We start from the raw sequence: 14,286 nt of genomic DNA on the forward strand, positions 1-14,286 counted from the left end.
TTTCTGGCAGCGTGTTGGTCGGCAAAGCGCTGCAGGTGCAGGACAATGCGGGAGTAGCTCAGTTGGTAGAGCGCAACCTTGCCAAGGTTGAGGTCGCGAGTTCGAGACTCGTCTCCCGCTCCAAGTAATGGGGAAGCCAAGCTTCCCTTTTTATTTGACGGACTTACGGTCCTCGAATAAAAAATCTGTCGCTTGCCTTCATGGCATCCGGACAGTCCGCTTTTGGCGCGATAGCAAAGCGGTTATGCAGCGGCCTGCAAAGCCGTTTAGGCCGGTTCGACTCCGGCTCGCGCCTCCAGGTAAGAAGAGAAAAAGCCCCGCTTCGGCGGGGCTTTTCTTTTTCTGCATGGCTTCGCGACCGTTGCGGATGCAACGGCGTACAGGCGATCAGCCATCCACCGGCTGTGCCGGCGTCTCGAGCTTCAACTGATAAAACGCCGCATCGAGCCAGCGGCCGAACTTGAATCCCGCCTCCGTGATCGTGCCCGAGTGCACGAATCCCAGTTTCGTATGCAGTGCGATGCTTCCGGCATTGGTTGCATCGATGCAGCCGACCAGCACATGCACCTGCGCTTCGCGCGCACGCCGGACCACTTCGCGCAGCAGCAGTTCGCCGAGCCCGCGGCCGCGCTGGTCGGGATGCACGTAGACGCTGTGTTCCACCGTGTACTTGAACGCTGGAAACGCACGGAACGTGCCCCAGCTCGCGAAGCCGAGCAGCGTGCCTGACGCGTCCACCGCGCCGATGACCGGAAAGCCGCCCGCACGCTTCGTTGCGAACCACGTGACCATCGCTTCCGGCGGGCGCGGCTGGTAGTCGTATAGCGCGGTCGAATTCACGATCGCGTCGTTCAGGATTTCGAGGATGGCCGCTGCATGCTCGGCCTCGCTGCAATCGATCAGGCGCACGTCGTCATCGCGCTGGTTCGAGGAATTCATACGGGCTCCTGTTGGTTTTGAGCGAAGCGCGCACACGGCGCGCGCTTCGCATGACGGGGCGGGGCGTACATCACGCGCCCCGAATGCCGCCGCAGGCGGACACATCGCAGATCACGACGACATAACGTGCGGGATGCGACGACGGATTGCTGAAGATCAGCGGCCGGTCGAGCCGCATGGCCAGGCAGTCGCCTTCATGAAGTTCGTGAAGCTCGCCGCCTAACGTGACGTCGACGCGGCCGCTGATGATCCATACCTGCTGATGCAGCGCGCTTTCGCGCCCGCCGCTGTCGTACGCAACGCGCGCGCCGGGCGGAAAATCGACCTCGACGAGCTGGATCGGCGACGGCCAGCCGGGCGGGGACAGGTTGCGCCGCACATAGCCGGACGCCGGATCGCGCCATTCAGCTTGCTGCGTGCGCCGTGCCAGCGGCTGCGCGGGCGTGTCGTCCTGCTCGCCGCCGAACAGCCCGGCCAGCGACACGCCGAGACCTGCCGCGAGCTTGTCGAGCACGACGGCCGTCGGGCTGGCCGACGCGCGTTCAATGAGCGAGATCATCGAACGGCTGACGCCGGAACGCGCGGCCAGCGCATCGAGCGTGTAGCCTCGAGTCGTGCGCAGGTCGCGCACGCGCCGGGCGATGCGCTCGTTGATGCCGGTTTCGTCGGCTGCGGTCGTCACTGATTCTTGCATGATGGATTAATTCTCCAGCAAACTGGAATTCGGTGTCAACGGAACTGTAGCGGCCGGCCGATGGCGCGACGGCATCCGAACGGCTTGCCCGGTAGTCGCGCACCGAGTAATATACGAATCGACTACGTTTCGTTTAATTGGGGATATATGGGCATCATCAAGATTTCCGAGCACATGCACGAACGGCTGCGCTCGACGAGCACGGCGCTGAGCCGTTCGATCAACGCGCAGGCCGAACACTGGCTGCGTGTCGGCATGCTGGCGGAACTCAATCCGGCGCTGTCCTATGGCGAGATCTGCCGGATGTTGATCGAAGCCGAAGCTCGGGGCGGCGATGTGGCGCCGGTGGAACCGGTCGCGCACGGCATCGAGCAGGTGGCGTAATGGCGAAGCGTGAAATCCCGATCCGCGGCGCTGCAGAAATCGCCAAGTCGCGCGAAGCCGCGAAGCTCGCGTCGCAGGTGCTGACGATGATCACCGAGCATGTGAAGCCGGGCGTCTCCACCGACGAACTGGACGCGCGCTGCCGCGAATACATCGTCGACGTGCTCGGCGCGATACCGGCGAACATCGGCTACCACGGTTATCCGAAAACCCTGTGCGCGTCGGTCAACCACGTGGTCTGTCACGGCATTCCGTCGTCGCGGCCGATGCGCGACGGCGACATCGTGAATCTCGACATCGCGGTGATCAAGGACGGCTGGTACGGCGATACGAGCCGCATGTATTTCGTCGGCGAACCGGGCGAACTCGCGCGGCGCCTCGTCGCGGCGACCTACGAGGCGATGCACGCGGGCATCCGCGCGGTGCGTCCGGGCGCGACGCTGGGCGATGTCGGTTATGCGATCCAGCAGGTCGCGCATCGCGAAGGGTTCAGCGTGGTCCGCGAGTACTGCGGGCACGGCATCGGCGACGTCTATCACGATGAGCCGCAGGTGCTTCACTACGGCCGCCCGGGCACCGGCGTGCCGCTGCGGCCGGGGATGATCTTCACGATCGAGCCGATGCTCAACGCGGGCAAGCGCGACACGCACGTGCTGGCGGACGGCTGGACGGTCGTCACGAAGGACCATTCGTTGTCCGCGCAATGGGAGCACATGGTCGTGGTGACGGAAACGGGCTTCGAGGTGCTGACCGACGAAGCGAAGCCGCAGGCATCTGCGGCGCTTTCCGGTTCGCACGCGGCCTGACGTCGGCAGTGCGCCGCACACGGCGGCGCAGCGGTGCAATTGATCGGGCCCCGTCGCGGGGCCCGTTTCGTTCGAGGTCGCGCGGCGCGATTCACGCGCGATTGCGGCGACCGGCTGCGGGATGCTTAATCGCGCATTAACCGCGCGCCTTCTGCCACGCGTGTTCGACGAACACGCGGCACAGCGCTTCCATCCCTTTGCGGTCTTCGTCGTCGAAGCGCGCGGCGACCGGGCTGTCGACGTCCCACACACCGATCAGCGTGCCGTCGGCGGCCACCAGCGGCACGACGATTTCCGATTCCGATGCCGCATCGCATGCGATATGGCCGGGGAAGTCATGCACGTCGCGCACGACCTGCGTCTCGCGCGTCTGCGCGGCCGTGCCGCACACGCCCTTGCCGAGCGCGATCCGCGCGCATGCGGGCTTGCCCTGGAACGGCCCGACCACGAGTTCGGTCCCGTCGAAGAAATAGAAGCCGGCCCAGTTGAGGCGGTCAAGCGAGTGGTAGACCAGCGCGGAGAAATTCGCCGCGTTCGCGGTCAGGTCGCGTTCGGACTCGACGAGCGCGCGCGCCTGCTCGACGAGCGTCGCGTATTGATCGGCCTTGGAGGCGGTGGGGTCGTTGGACAGCGTGAACATGGCGGGAAACGATAGGGGTTGTGAACATGCGCGATACGCAAAATGCGCGATGCGCGTACCGCAGTCTACGGCACGCGCGCGCGGTCTGCAGCGCGCGGTTGCGTGCGACGCGGCGTGCTCGGTCGGGTTCAATCGGGCTCGAGTTCCGCGAACCGCTCCGCCAGAAAATCGAGCAGCGCCCGCACCGCGGGCAGCAGCCCGCGCCGCGACGCGAACACCGCATGGACGATCTCGCGGCGGGGCGCCCAGTCCGGCAATACCATTGTCAATTCGCCGCGCGCGACCTCGTCGCGCACCATCATCGTCGGCAACTGCACGACACCGACGCCCGCGACGGCCGCCGCGCGCAGCGCGAGCATGCCGCCCGTCACGAAGCGCGGCTGGTGATGGATTTCGGCCTGAGCGCCGTCGGGCCCGCGCAGCCGCCACACGTGCGCGGACTGCGGCACGCCGTGATCGAGGCTCGGCAGGCGCGCGAGATCGGCGGGAACGGTCGGCACGCCACGCTCGCGCAGCAGCGCGGGGCTCGCGACGAGGCACTGGCCGCGCTCGGCCAGCACGCGCAGCGCGAGATCGCTGTCCTCGAGCGGCGGCGGCCGTACGCGGATCGCGACATCGATCCCTTCGCCGACCACGTCGACGCGCCGGTTGGTCGCTTCCAGGTGGATCTCGACGCGCGGGCACGCGGCCATGAACGCGGCGATCATCGCGCCGACCAGCGAATCGAGCAGCACGATCGGGCAACTGACGCGCACGATGCCGCGCGGCTCCTCGTGCAGCAGCGCGATCGCCTCGTCGGCGGCATCGGCCTCGACGAGCATCGCACGGCAATGCGCGTAATAGGTCTGGCCGACGTCGGTGACCGTGAAGCGGCGCGTCGAGCGCTGGATCAGCCGCATCCCGAGCCGTTCCTCGAGCAGCGCGACGCGGCGGCTCAGCTTCGATTTCGGCATGTCCAGCGCACGCCCGGCCGGCGCGAAGCCGCCGTGCTCGACGACCTGCACGAAGTAGTAGAGATCGTTCAGATCCCGCTCTTTATCGTTCATGAAATGGAACGCTGAGTGCGATTTTGGCAGTCTACCGGATCGATCGTTCCACCTCTATATTCGTATCCAGGATGCGAAACACGTGTTTCGCCGCAATTTGGAGAGGGCAATGAAGAAGATCCAGGGTGTGTACAGTGCGCCGCGCGGCCATTGGGTCGGCGACGGTTTCCCGGTGCGTTCGATGTTCAGCTACCAGTCTCACGGCACGCACCTGAGCCCGTTCCTGCTGCTCGATTACGCGGGCCCCGCGACGTTCGAGCCGGCTACGGCGCCGCGCGGCGTCGGCCAGCATCCGCACCGCGGGTTCGAAACGGTGACGATCGTCTATGACGGCGAAGTCGCGCACCGCGACTCGACCGGCGCGGGCGGCGTGATCGGCCCGGGCGACGTGCAGTGGATGACGGCCGCGAGCGGGATCCTGCACGAGGAATTCCACTCGGAAGCGTTCACGAAGCGGGGCGGCCCGCTCGAGATGGTGCAGCTGTGGGTGAACCTGCCCGCGGCGGACAAGATGGGCGCGCCCGGCTACCAGACGCTGCTGAACGCGGACATCCCCGTGGTCGAACTGCCGGACGGCGCGGGGCGTGCGCGGATCATCGCGGGTGAACTCGACGGGCGGCGCGGCCCGGCCCGCACGCACACGCCGATCGACGTGTGGGACGTGCGGCTCGTGGCAGGCGGCCATGCGCGGTTCCCGGTCGCCGAAGGGCGCACGCTCGCGGTGGTCGTGCTGAGCGGCACGGTGCAGGTGAACGGCGAGACGGTCGCCCGCGAAGCGCAGTTCGTGCAACTGGGCCGTGAAGGCCGCGACGTCGAGATCGAAGCGAACGGCGACGCGAAGCTGCTGATCCTGAGCGGCGAGCCGATCGACGAGCCCGTCGTCGGTTACGGGCCGTTCGTGATGAACTCGCAAGCGGAGATCCGTACCGCGATCGAGGACTTCAACAACGGCCGCTTCGGCCAGATGCCGGCATGACGGACAGGCCCCGCGCAATGCGGGGCTTTTTTTACGCGCGGGCAGACGGTCGCGCGTCGCGCGTGCTTCGAGGCATAATCAGCGGTTGCCGCGCGCCGGCCGGCGCGCCCGAATCAGGACCGCACATGAACGCTTCCGCCCCCGCCGCATCCCCGAGCGCCGTCGATCTCGACTGGCGCTGGAAATCCTTCGACGCGCTGACCGCGCGCGAAATCTATTCGATCCTCGAAGCGCGCAGCGCGGTGTTCGTCGTCGAGCAGAACTGCGTGTATCGCGACATCGACGACGCGGACCAGGCCGCATGGCACCTGGCCGCGTACGATCCGGCCGGCCGCCTGGCCGGCTATCTGCGCGTGCTGCTGCCTGATGCGCAGAACACGGACGTGCGGATCGGCCGCGTGCTGACGACCGCTGCATTTCGCGGCGCGGGCCTCGGCAACGGGCTGCTGTCGCGCGCGCTCGAGCATATCCGCGCGCAGTGGCCGGATACGCCCGTGAGCCTGCATGCGCAGGCCCACTTGCAGCGTTTTTACGGGGCATTCGGCTTTACGCCGAGTTCGGACGTGCACGACGACGACGGCATCCCGCACGTGTGGATGAGCAGCGCGCGCGCGTGATGCGCCACGCGCCGCGCGGCGGTCAGTGCGCGGTACGTGCCACCGACGGCTGATCCGTGCGCGGCGCGGCCCGTTCGCCGATCAGGCGCCCCCGCGCGGACAGCCGCAGCCAGTGCCGCAGCGCGATCAGCGCGCCGATCACGCTCATCATCGAGCCGGGAATCCACAGCAGCAGGCCGCCGATCTGCTGGTCGCGCAGCGGGCTCAGCCACGTGAACGCGCGGCCGCAGATCGAGTAGATCGGATACAGCTCCTGCGGCGTGAAGAAGATCATCGCGCCGAGCGCGATCTGCGGCGGGATCGCCGCGACGACGATCAGGATCCGGCGGCCCGGCGACAGCCGCGCGGGCGGCGCCGGGCGCGGGTCGACGACGAGCCACCAGAACAGCAGCCCGTCGATCACCATGCTCCAGTTCATCACGCGATAGAGACGCCAGTCGAGCATCGCGATGAAGTGGATCGGTGACAGCAGCCAGAAATAGATCAGCCCGACGAACAGCACGACCGCGACGACCGGATGGAACACCACGTCAAGCGTCGCACGCACGGGCGCCCATGCGAGCGCCGGACGCACGAAGCGTTGCCGCCAACTGAACGGGATGCCCGCGCGAATCGCCGCGCCCGGATAGGACAGCGCGATGAAGAACGGCCCGAGGTGGTGCAGCACGAGATGCTGCGCGCGGTGCAGGAAGAACTCGTGCTCGAAGAAATAGTCGAGCCGCGTATGCAGCGCGACGTAGAGCGCCGTCAGCCCGAACCAGAACGAGAACTGCCGCAGCGGCGTCACCTTCGCCTTCTTTACGCCGCGCGCGAACAGCACGGCGGCCGTCAGCACCGCGATGACGACGGTCGGCGACGGTTCCCACGGATCGAGCCAGTACAGGAGGTTCATCGCGCGCGCATCACTTCGACTGGGCCGGCGACTTCACCGCGAACGGTGCGTCGACCGTTTCGCCGTCGGAGAATTTCAGGCGCAGGTGCACGGTGTCGCCGGGCTTGATCGCGTGCTTCGGCTCCTCGAGCATGAAGTGGTAGCCGCCCGGCGCGATGTCGACCTTGCCGCGCGCCGGGATCGTCAGCTTGTCGACCATTTCCATCTTCTGCGTCGAGCCGTTCGAGACGGTCTGGTGCAGCATCGTCATCCCGTAGTCGGGGCTGTCGACGTCGACGAGATCGACCGGCTTGTCGCCCGTGTTCACGAGCGTCACGTAGCCGCCGGCCGGCAGCTTGTTCGGCAGCCAGCGCACCCATGCGTTCTGCGCGGTGATCGTGCCGGCGGCATACGCGTGGGCGCCGGCGCACAGCGCGGCGAGGAGGGCGAACGTCTTGAGGGTCGTCTTCGTCTTCATGTCGGAATGCATTCAGGTAGTGGAGGCGGTGTCGATGATCCGGCGCACGTCGGCGGCGATGGCGTCGGGCGAATCGCGGTCGGTCGCGAGCAGGCGTGCGCGGCCGCTCGGGTCGAAGATGTAGACGGCCGAGCTGTGCGTGACTTCGTAGCCGCCGGACGGATCGCGTTTTTCCATCTGGTACGCAACGCGATAGCGCTTCGCGAGCGATTCGATCTGACGGTCGGTGCCCGTCAGGCCGCGCGCATGCGCGGCGTCGAACGCGGCGACATACGACTGCATCGCCTGCGGCGTGTCGCGCGCGGGATCGACCGAGACGAACAGGATGCGCACGTCGTTCGCCTGCGGGCCGAGCTTCGCGAGCACTTCCATCAGCCGCGCCAGCGTTTCGGGGCAGACGTCGGGACAGTGTGTGTAGCCGAAATAGACGAGCGCGACGCGGCCGTGGAACGCATCGGCTTCGACGGGATGGCCGTCGCCGCCCGTCAGCGTGAACGACAGGTCGGGCAGGTGGCCGGTGACGTTGGTCAGGTTCCAGCGCGGCTCGTCGTGCGTGCACGCGGCGAGCGCCACGGCGGCGGCGAGGGCCGCGGCCGTGCGGATGAAGCGGGAGAAGCGCCGGTGCGGCGCGTGACAGGCAGGCGACATCCTGGGGCTCGATCGGACGGAAAGGTGGCCGGCGCGGCGCCATGCGTCGCGCGGCAGGCGGTTGCGACTGTAGCGCAATTCGCGCGCCCGCGTCCTTTCGAAACCGGTACGGCGCGGGCGAGCGGGGCAATATGTCGCAGTTGACGCGGCCGGCGGCGCGCTGCTTGCAGTGCACCGGTTTCGCCCATCTCGGTGCGCAGGCGCGGTAAGATGCGCACAATTCCATTCGCGCAGCGGCGGCCCTGCGTTTGCCGGCCGACCCTCAGACTATCGAATCGATGCAATCCGTTCCGGCTTCCCTGTCCCTGACCGATACCGCGTTCTTCTTCGACTTCGACGGCACGCTCGTCGAGCTGGCGCCGACGCCCGACAGCATTCACGTTCCGCCGTCGCTGCTGACGCTGCTCGACGAGCTGCGCCGCCGCTCGCATGGCGCGGTCGCGATCGTGTCCGGGCGCGGTATCGACAACCTCGACACGTTCCTGAAGATGCCCGGCCTGCCGATCGCCGGCCTGCACGGCGCGGAGCGCCGCGATGCGAACGGCGACACGCAGCGCATCGGCTTCAACGACGAACGTCTGCTGCGCATCGAGCGCGAACTCGCGGCCGTCGTCGACCGTCATCCGGGCATGCTGCTCGAAATCAAGGGCGCAGCCGTCGCGCTGCACTACCGCAACGCGCCCGAGCGCGAAGCGGCGGCGCGCGAAGCGACCGAGCGGCTCGTCGCCGACTATGCCGATGCGTATGTGCTGCAGCCCGGCAAGATGGTGTTCGAGATCAAGCCGAAGGGCGTCGACAAGGGGCGTGCGCTGGCCGCGTTCCTCGACGAGCCACCGTTCGCGGGCCGCGTGCCGCTGTTCGCGGGCGACGACCTGACCGACGAGAAGGGCTTCGCGGTGGTCAACGCGCGCGGCGGCCTGTCGATCAAGGTCGGCGCGGGCGAGACGTCCGCCCGCATGCGGCTCGACTCGGTCGACGCGCTGCATGAGCAGATCGCGTGCTGGCTCGGCGCGGGGCAACCGCACGCATGAGCCGGCTCATCATCGTTTCAAACCGCGTCGCACCGATTTCGGAAGGCGAACCGGCGGCGGGCGGCCTCGCGATCGGCGTTTACGACGCGCTGAAGGAGACGGGCGGCATGTGGTTCGGCTGGAGCGGCGAGGTCGTCGCATCCGGCGCGCCGCAGATCCGCATCGAGGAGCGCGGGCCCGTCACGTTCGCGACCGTCGGCCTGTCGCGCCGCGATTACGACCAGTACTACCGCGGTTTCTCGAATGCGACGCTGTGGCCCGCGTTCCATTACCGCGCGGACCTGATCCAGTACGACCGCCACGAATTCGACGGCTACCGCCGCGTCAACGTCTGGCTTGCGCAGCAACTCGTGCCGCTGCTGCAGGACGACGACGTGATCTGGGTGCACGACTATCACCTGATCCCGTTCGCGCGTGCGCTGCGCGAGGCCGGCGTGAAGAATCGCATCGGCTTCTTCCTGCACATCCCGTTTCCGGCTGCGCAGGTGCTCGTCAACGTGCCGCCGCACCGCGAGCTCGTCGAGTCGCTGTGCGCGTTCGACCTGCTCGGTTTCCAGACCGAGCCCGACCTGCGCGCGTTCTGCGATTACGTCGAATTCGAGGCGGGCGGCGAGGTCGAGCGCGACGGCCACACGATGCGGGTGCGCGCGTTCGGCCAGACGTTGCGCGCGGCCGCCTATCCGATCGGCGTGTATCCGGACGAGATCGCGTCGCTCGCGCAGGCGGGCGAGCACGGCAAGGCCGTACGCACGCTCGCGACGTCGCTGCGCGGGCGGCAACTGATCATGAGCGTCGACCGGCTCGATTATTCGAAGGGGCTCGTCGAGCGGTTCCGCGCGTTCGAGAAACTGCTCGAGCACCAGGCGTCGATCCGCAACCGCGTGTCGTTCCTGCAGATCGCACCGTCGACGCGCGCGGACCTGCGTGCGTACCAGGACATCCGCCTGCAGCTCGAAGCGGAGTCGGGGCGCATCAACGGACGCTACGCCGAACTCGACTGGGCGCCGATCCTCTACATTCACCGCCAGTACGACCGCCAGGTGCTCGCCGCGCTGTACCGGCTCGCCCGCGTCGGGTTCGTGACGCCGCTGCGCGACGGGATGAACCTCGTCGCGAAGGAGTACGTGTCTGCTCAGAATCCGGACGATCCGGGCGTGCTCGTACTGTCGCGCTTCGCGGGCGCCGCGCGCGAGCTGACCGGTGCGCTGATCGTCAATCCGATCGATATCGACGGGATGGCCGATGCGCTGTCGCAGGCGCTGACGATGCCGCTCGCCGAGCGGCGCGCGCGTTACACGGACATGATCGCGCAGCTTCGCGAGAACAACGTGTCGGTGTGGCGCGACAACTTCCTGCGCGATCTGCAGCATGGCTAGCCGGTAGGTCCCGCGCATCGCGTGGCGCATTCGGCGCCATGCCGTCCGGCCGTTCCCGATGCAATGAAAAAAGCCGCCGTGCGTGAAGCACGGCGGCTTTTTTATCGGCTGTGCGCGGACGCGTCAGGCCACGCGTTCGCCGGTCGGCGTGCTGCCGTCGGGTGCCGCGTGATGGCGGCCGTGCTGCTTCGCGAGCAGGTCGCGATACAGGCCGGGGCGATTGCGCAGTACCTCGGGGCTGCCGTCGTCGATCACCTTGCCGTTGCTCATCACGATGATCCGGTCGAAGTTGCGCAGCGTCGACAGGCGGTGGGCGATCGCGATGACCGTGCGGCCGACCATCAGGCGGTCGAGCGCGCTCTGGATCGCTTCCTCGGACGCGCTGTCGAGCGCCGACGTCGCTTCGTCGAGCAGCAGGATCGGCGCGTCCTTCAGGATCGCGCGCGCGATCGCGATGCGCTGGCGCTGGCCGCCCGACAGCTTGACGCCGCGGTCGCCGACGATCGTGTCATAGCCTTCCGGCATCGCCTCGATGAACTCCGCGCAGCGCGCGTCGCGCGCGGCGGCGAGCACTTGGTCGCGGGTCGCGTCGGGCCGGCCGTACGCGATGTTGTCGTAGATCGTCCGGTGCAGCAGCGAGATGTCCTGCGGCACGAGCGCGATCGCGTGGCGCAGGCTGTCCTGCGTGATCGTCTTCACGTCCTGGCCGTCGACCTTCACGACGCCGTCCTGCGTGTCGTAGAAGCGCTGCAGCAGCGCGAGCACGGTCGACTTGCCGGCGCCCGACTTGCCGATCAGGCCGACGCGCTGGCCCGGTTCGATATGGAGATCGAAGTGGTCGAGAATCGCGCGGCGGTGCGGATACGCGAACGTCACGCGTTCGAAGGCGACCCGGCCGCCCTTGGCCGACAGCGGCTGCGCGTCGGAGCGGTCCTGCATCCCGTGCGGCTCGAGCAGCGTCTTCACGGCTTCGGACAGGCGCGCGACGTGCTGCGTGACGTCGACGAGCGCAACCGCGAGGTCGCGCGTGCCGTGCAGGATCGTGAAGCCCAGCGAGCTGACGAGCACGATGTCGCCCGACGTCGCGCGGCCCTGGTCCCACAGCCACAGGGCCCAGCCGAGCAGGCCGGCGGACAGCATCGCGGTGATCACCGCGTGCAGCAGGCGCAGCTTCTCGAGATAGAGCAGGCTTTGCTGGCGCGCGTCCATCTCGGCCTCGACCGTCGCGCCGAAACGCTTCTGTTCGCGCAGCGTCATCCCGAACGCACGCACGAGGCCCATGTTGCCGATCACGTCGACGAGCTCGCCGTCGACCGCCGCGGCCTTTGCCGCGAACGCATGGTGGCGGGCCGAGCCGCGCCCGGCGAGCTTGAACAGGATGACGGACAGCACGGCCGAGCAGCCGAGCAGGCCGGCGGCCATCAGCGGATTGACGACGATGATCATCAGGATCGCGCCCATCACCGCGATGCACGGCGGCAGCACGTTCCACGCCATCGTGTTCTCCGACGTGTAGACCGCGTTCGACGTGGCCGTGATGCGGCTCGCGAGCGTGCCCGGCTGCTTTTCCGAGTAGTAGGTCGGCGAATGGCCGATCAGGTACTGGAACAGGTCGCGCCGCAGGTCGCCGGTGACCGCGACGAACGTGTGCGCGGCGACCCAGCCGCCGACGCGCCACAGCAGGTTGTCGGCCGCGATCAGCCCGACGAGCAGCGCGAACGCGCTCCACAGCGGGCCCGGGTGATGGCGCCCGGTCGCCAGCACGTCGATCAGGTGCTTGATCGCGTATTGCGAGCCGAGCGCGCAGCCGACGGCGGCCAGCACGCTGCAGAGCACGATGAGGTGTGCGACGGGATGGAGGCGAATGTAGCGGAACAGGAACGCGATCGGCCGGTGCGCGTAGCTCGACAGCTTCGCGTTGTGGGCGTTGCGCTGGGCAGGGGTGAGAGATTCCAAAATATGCGTGCGGTGATTCGGTGATTGAGCGTGGCGGCGGGATCGCATGCCGGCGTTCGCCCGGACTGAATAATCCGGCATTGTAAACAAGGCCGTGCGTCGCGCTGCGCGAATCTTGCCTTGGCCGGGGGCTCGCGATCGATTTTGAGATAAAATTCGGCATCCCGTCCTGCCTCATGTGCCGGAATCACGCTGCCGGCAGTCACGGGTGACAAGGATCGCCAAAAGGGCCTTCCACTCTAGAACGGACACCCAAGTCCGCGGGTTGCAAAGTGTTGCGCCTTTGTAACAAAGTAAAGTGTTTGAAATGTTGTGCGCCGTATCGGGATTAACCCTAGATAATCGGCTCCGGGTTCGATTCCAGGTTTTTTACGAACCCCTGTCAACGGGTCTTCGTTTCAAACGTTCTATGCCTGTCGCGTCGCCGACGCTCCTTGAGCAGCGCGGGTTCGACGCCCCCGGCAGGCTGATTCGTCCGATGTTCGGATGAAATGCATCCAGCCCGGACCGCCGGCAGGTTGCCGACCCATACCTGGTTTTTAGCCGATTTTTTAGGAGTTACGCATGCGAATCGCCCAAATCGCTCCGTTGCACGAAGCGGTGCCCCCGAAGCTTTACGGTGGTACCGAGCGAGTGGTGTCCTACCTCACCGAAGCACTTGTCGAGATGGGGCATGACGTCACGCTCTTCGCGAGCGGCGATTCGCAAACCTCCGCGAAACTCGAAGCGTGCTGGCCGCAGGCGCTGCGCCTCGACCCGACGATCCGCGACGTGATGGCACCGCACATGCTGCTCCTCGAGCAAGTGCGCCGCCGCGCGGAAGAGTTCGATGTCCTGCACTGCCATATCGACTACTACCCGTTCTCGCTGTTCTCGCGCCAGCCGGTCCCGCATCTGACGACGATGCACGGCCGTCTCGACCTGCCGGAACTTCAGCCGATCTTCAACGCATTCAGCGACGTGCCGGTCGTGTCGATCTCCGACAACCAGCGCATCCCGCTGCAGCAGGCGAACTGGCTGTCGACCGTCTACCACGGCCTGCCGGAAAACCTGCTGACGCCGATCCCGAACGTGAAGCCGAGCTATCTCGCGTTCCTCGGCCGCATCTCGCCGGAGAAGCGCGTCGACACGGCGATCCGCATCGCCGAGCAGGCCGGCCTGCCGATCAAGATCGCCGCGAAGCTCGACAAGGCTGACCGCGCGTACTACGAAGAAAAGATCAAGCCGCTGTTCGCGCTGCCGCACGTCGAGTACATCGGCGAAATCAGCGAGTCCGAAAAGACCGAATTCCTCGGCAACGCGCACGCGCTGCTGTTCCCGATCGACTGGCCGGAGCCCTTCGGGCTGGTGATGATCGAGGCGATGGCCTGCGGCACGCCGGTGATCGCGTTCAAGCGCGGCTCGGTGCCGGAAGTGATCGACAACGGCGTGTCGGGCTTCGTCGTCGAAGACGAACTGTCGGCCGTCGCGGCGCTCAAGCGCCTCGATACGCTGCCGCGCGAGAAGGTCCGCGCCGCGTTCGAAGCACGTTTCTCGTCGAAGGTGATGGCGCAGAACTACGTGAAGGGCTACGAGGAACTGCTGCGCCAGAAGCGCCGCACCGTGCTCCGCGAAGTCAACGCAAGCTGATTCGCCGGCCGCCGCCGCGCTGCGGTGCGCGGCCGTCATCGACGCCCCGTCCGGGTTCCCGGCGGGGCGTTGTCACATCCGCGGCGCGGATCTGTTGTATTCTCGCCGCGCCCGACGCCGCGAACGGCCCCTGAAGCGGCCCGGCACGCCATCCTGCCGTCTGTCCAGACGGTAATGTCCCTATAATGGCCGTGC

The 14,286-nt window shown here is 67.1% G+C and carries 15 protein-coding genes and 2 tRNA genes; 9 read left to right on the plus strand and 8 right to left on the minus strand.

All coding sequences use genetic code 11. The features are described 5' to 3' along the window. Positions 1 to 47 precede the first annotated feature (47 nt). Together ABD05_RS11335 and ABD05_RS11340 are read left to right on the plus strand one after the other, a co-directional pair. Positions 48 to 123, plus strand: a tRNA-Gly gene (locus ABD05_RS11335). A 101-nt stretch (positions 124 to 224) separates the two neighbouring features. Further along, a tRNA-Cys gene (locus tag ABD05_RS11340) sits at positions 225 to 298 on the plus strand. An 89-nt stretch (positions 299 to 387) separates the two neighbouring features. Here ABD05_RS11340 and ABD05_RS11345 read toward each other — a convergent pair. Beyond that, positions 388 to 939: a GNAT family N-acetyltransferase gene (locus ABD05_RS11345; RefSeq protein WP_047900196.1), complete on the minus strand. Its 552-nt coding sequence runs from the start codon at positions 937 to 939 to the stop codon at positions 388 to 390. A gap of 70 nt (positions 940 to 1,009) precedes the next feature. Beyond that, positions 1,010 to 1,633 (minus strand): helix-turn-helix domain-containing protein, encoded by a 624-nt coding sequence (locus ABD05_RS11350; protein ID WP_047900197.1) that lies wholly within the window; start codon positions 1,631 to 1,633, stop codon positions 1,010 to 1,012. 147 nt (positions 1,634 to 1,780) lie between these two features. Here ABD05_RS11350 and ABD05_RS11355 point away from each other — a divergent pair, with 147 nt between their 5' ends. Both ABD05_RS11355 and map read left to right on the plus strand, forming a co-directional pair. Continuing rightward, on the plus strand, positions 1,781 to 2,017 hold the full coding sequence (locus ABD05_RS11355; RefSeq protein ID WP_047900198.1) for a ParD-like family protein: 237 nt from the start codon (positions 1,781 to 1,783) through the stop codon (positions 2,015 to 2,017). Continuing rightward, positions 2,017 to 2,823 (plus strand): type I methionyl aminopeptidase, encoded by an 807-nt coding sequence (gene map / locus ABD05_RS11360; protein ID WP_047900199.1) that lies wholly within the window; start codon positions 2,017 to 2,019, stop codon positions 2,821 to 2,823. The genes ABD05_RS11355 and map overlap by 1 nt, the downstream gene beginning before the upstream one ends. 136 nt (positions 2,824 to 2,959) lie before the next feature. Here map and ABD05_RS11365 read toward each other — a convergent pair whose 3' ends face one another. Beyond that, the gene (locus tag ABD05_RS11365) at positions 2,960 to 3,463 is read right to left on the minus strand and encodes a GAF domain-containing protein (RefSeq protein WP_047900200.1); all 504 of its coding nucleotides are present in this window, start codon (positions 3,461 to 3,463) and stop codon (positions 2,960 to 2,962) included. 128 nt (positions 3,464 to 3,591) lie between these two features. Then, positions 3,592 to 4,509, minus strand: a complete 918-nt coding sequence (locus ABD05_RS11370; protein ID WP_047900201.1) for a LysR family transcriptional regulator — start codon at positions 4,507 to 4,509, stop codon at positions 3,592 to 3,594. Between the two features lie 109 nt (positions 4,510 to 4,618). Between ABD05_RS11370 and ABD05_RS11375 the strand changes: the two genes are divergently transcribed. Together ABD05_RS11375 and ABD05_RS11380 are read left to right on the plus strand one after the other, a co-directional pair. Beyond that, a complete protein-coding gene (locus tag ABD05_RS11375) occupies positions 4,619 to 5,485 on the plus strand; it encodes a pirin family protein (RefSeq protein WP_047900202.1) in 867 nt (288 codons plus the stop codon). Positions 5,486 to 5,610: 125 nt separating this feature from the next. Further along, entirely contained in the window at positions 5,611 to 6,102 is a 492-nt protein-coding gene (locus tag ABD05_RS11380; protein ID WP_047900203.1) for a GNAT family N-acetyltransferase, read from the plus strand. Between the two features lie 22 nt (positions 6,103 to 6,124). Here ABD05_RS11380 and ABD05_RS11385 read toward each other — a convergent pair whose 3' ends face one another. Genes ABD05_RS11385 through ABD05_RS11395 form a run of 3 tightly spaced genes read right to left on the minus strand, consistent with a single transcriptional unit; the run spans position 6,125 to position 8,099 of the window. After that, positions 6,125 to 6,994, minus strand: a complete 870-nt coding sequence (locus tag ABD05_RS11385; protein WP_047900204.1) for a cytochrome c oxidase assembly protein — start codon at positions 6,992 to 6,994, stop codon at positions 6,125 to 6,127. A gap of 10 nt (positions 6,995 to 7,004) precedes the next feature. Beyond that, a complete protein-coding gene (locus tag ABD05_RS11390; protein WP_047901164.1) occupies positions 7,005 to 7,451 on the minus strand; it encodes a copper chaperone PCu(A)C in 447 nt (148 codons plus the stop codon). A 12-nt stretch (positions 7,452 to 7,463) separates the two neighbouring features. After that, positions 7,464 to 8,099, minus strand: coding sequence for an SCO family protein (locus tag ABD05_RS11395; protein ID WP_047900205.1), 636 nt, complete (start codon positions 8,097 to 8,099; stop codon positions 7,464 to 7,466). A gap of 278 nt (positions 8,100 to 8,377) precedes the next feature. On the opposite strand from ABD05_RS11395, the gene otsB reads away from it, so the two are divergent. Further along, positions 8,378 to 9,130, plus strand: coding sequence for a trehalose-phosphatase (gene otsB, locus ABD05_RS11400; protein ID WP_047900206.1), 753 nt, complete (start codon positions 8,378 to 8,380; stop codon positions 9,128 to 9,130). After that, complete coding sequence (gene otsA / locus ABD05_RS11405) at positions 9,127 to 10,506, plus strand: alpha,alpha-trehalose-phosphate synthase (UDP-forming) (protein WP_047900207.1); 1,380 nt, start codon at positions 9,127 to 9,129, stop codon at positions 10,504 to 10,506. Before otsB ends, otsA begins: the two co-directional genes overlap by 4 nt. A gap of 123 nt (positions 10,507 to 10,629) precedes the next feature. On the opposite strand, the gene ABD05_RS11410 is transcribed toward otsA, so the two are convergent. Further along, a complete protein-coding gene (locus tag ABD05_RS11410; RefSeq protein WP_047900208.1) occupies positions 10,630 to 12,462 on the minus strand; it encodes an ABC transporter ATP-binding protein in 1,833 nt (610 codons plus the stop codon). Positions 12,463 to 13,026: 564 nt separating this feature from the next. On the opposite strand from ABD05_RS11410, the gene ABD05_RS11415 reads away from it, so the two are divergent. Further along, positions 13,027 to 14,091 (plus strand): glycosyltransferase family 4 protein, encoded by a 1,065-nt coding sequence (locus tag ABD05_RS11415; protein ID WP_047900209.1) that lies wholly within the window; start codon positions 13,027 to 13,029, stop codon positions 14,089 to 14,091. Positions 14,092 to 14,286: the final 195 nt, after the last annotated feature.

It is taken from the genome of Burkholderia pyrrocinia (assembly GCF_001028665.1).
Taxonomy (GTDB): Bacteria; Pseudomonadota; Gammaproteobacteria; order Burkholderiales; family Burkholderiaceae; genus Burkholderia; species Burkholderia pyrrocinia.